Annotated in this window: 1 protein-coding gene and 2 pseudogenes; all 3 read right to left on the bottom strand. The window is 69.5% G+C overall.

The annotated features are described in order from the left end of the window. Positions 1-603 (bottom strand): annotated as a pseudogene (locus ABT116_RS43630) (ABC transporter permease); the annotation flags it as partial. Further along, entirely contained in the window at positions 603-1,691 is a 1,089-nt protein-coding gene (locus ABT116_RS43625; RefSeq protein WP_351646345.1) for a quaternary amine ABC transporter ATP-binding protein, read from the bottom strand. The pseudogene ABT116_RS43630 and the gene ABT116_RS43625, both read right to left, overlap by 1 nt. 19 nt (positions 1,692-1,710) lie before the next feature. Next, positions 1,711-1,962: pseudogene (locus tag ABT116_RS43620) on the bottom strand (aldehyde dehydrogenase family protein); the annotation flags it as partial. Between the last annotated feature and the right edge of the window lie 59 nt (positions 1,963-2,021).

The raw sequence follows: 2,021 nt of genomic DNA, 5'->3' as shown, positions 1-2,021 counted from the left end.
GTCCAGGAACGGCGTCACGACCCGGTTGAACCGGTCGGACAGACCGGCCCACACTCCCAGGGGAAGGGCGAACAGCAGCGCCACGAAGACCGCGGAGAGGGTCAGCGCCAGCGTGTCCATGCTCTCCTGCCAGAGGCCCTGCAGGCCGAGGAAGGTGAAGCCGGCGACGGCCAGCAGCGCGACCCGCCAGTTGCCCACGGCCCAGGAGACGTAGCCGACGAGGCCCACGACACCGAGCCAGCCGATCTGCGGGACCGGGCGGCCCGCGGTCGGCTGCGAGATCAGCTCCTGGACGAAGGTCACCAGGGTGTCGATGACCAGGCGGATCTCGTTGAAGAAGTAGAGGAAGAGCGGGTTGGAGTTGCGGTTCGCGCCGATGGAGTCGTTGACGTCGTTGAACCACCGGTGCAGGTCGGTCAGATCGGCCGCGGCGAGGGACAGGGTCTGCTTGCCGCGCAGCACGGCGAAGAGGACGAGCCAGGCGACCAGGATCCCGGCGACGATCATCGAGCGGCTGACCGTGGGCGCGCGCCGGGCGGGAGCGGGTGGCTCCTCGTTCCCGATTCTCTCCGGCCTCTCGGTCTTTTGTACGGCGACGGTCATCACGCGTCGCCTTCCTGCCCGGCGACCACCGCGAGGATCTCGTCGTCGCCGACGATGCCGAGGAGTTTGCCGTTCTCGACGACCTTGACCGGCTTGTCGGCAGCGAGCACCGCCCGTGTGGCCTCCTTCACCACGACGTCCGGGCCCAGTTCGGGACCGTCCAGGGGGTCGTCCGGCTCCGCCGGGCGCATGATCCACCGCAGGGTCAGCACATCACCGCGGGGCACGTCCCTGACGAAGTCGCGTACGTAGTCGTCCGCGGGGGCGCCGACCAGTTCGTCGCCGGTGCCGCACTGGACCATTTTGCCGTCGCGCATGATGAGGATGCGGTCGCCCAGGCGCAGTGCCTCGGACAGGTCGTGGGTGATGAACACCATCGTCTTGCCGACCTCGTGGTGCAGACGGACGACCTCGTTCTGCATGTCCCGGCGGATCAGCGGGTCGAGCGCCGAGAACGGCTCGTCGAAGAGGAGGACGTCGGGGTCTCCGGCCAGGGCGCGGGCGAGTCCCACGCGCTGCTGCATGCCGCCGGAGAGCTGGTCGGGGTAGGAGCTCTCGTAACCCGAGAGGCCGACGAGTTCGACGACCTCCAGCGCGCGCCTGGTGCGCTCGGCTCTGCTCATGCCGCGGATCTCCAGGCCGAAGGCCACGTTGTCGACGACCCGGCGGTGCGGCAGCAGCCCGAAGTGCTGGAAGACCATGGAGAACTTGCTGCGGCGCAGCTCGCGCAGGCGGCTCGCGTCCGCGTCGCGGATGTCCTCGCCCTCGAAGAGGATCTCGCCGGCGGTGGGTTCGATGAGCCGGGTCAGACAGCGCACCAGGGTGGACTTGCCGGAGCCGGACAGGCCCATGACGACGAACACCTCGCCGGGCGCGACGTCGAAGTGAACGTCGCGCACGGCGGCCGTGCATCCGGTGCGGTCCATCAGTTCGCGGCGGGTGAGTCCGCGCAGTTCCTCGGAGCCGGGCACCTGGGCCGCCTTGGGCCCGAACACCTTCCACAGTTCGCGTACGGAGATGACCGGGGTGGGTGCCGCGTCCTGGGGGGCGCCGCGCCGCCGCGACGCCTCGGTCGTTGCTGGGGTCATGTTCGACCTCTTTCGGCGTTCAGCCGCGGAACCAGTGCTGCGGCCGGGGTTGGATGTTCTGCCAGATGTGTTTGGGCTCCCGGTACTCGTCCAGGCCCGTCGGTCCCAGCTCCCGGCCCACGCCGGAGTGCCCGAACCCACCCCATTCCGCCTGCGGCACATAGGGGTGGTAGTCGTTGATCCACACCGTTCCGTGGCGCAGCCGGCGGGCGACCCGCTGTGCCTTGCCGGCGTCCTGCGTCCAGACGGCGCCGGCGAGTCCGTACTCGGTGGATCGCCCTCGCGGTCTTCTTCGCCGGCTACCTCATGGTCAAGAGAGACGCCCTGGCC

This window comes from Streptomyces sp. NPDC002130, assembly GCF_040296465.1.
Taxonomy (GTDB): Bacteria; Actinomycetota; Actinomycetes; order Streptomycetales; family Streptomycetaceae; genus Streptomyces.
The sequence above is the reverse complement of the archived record's forward strand: the minus strand, read 5'-3'. Positions and strand labels throughout refer to the sequence as shown.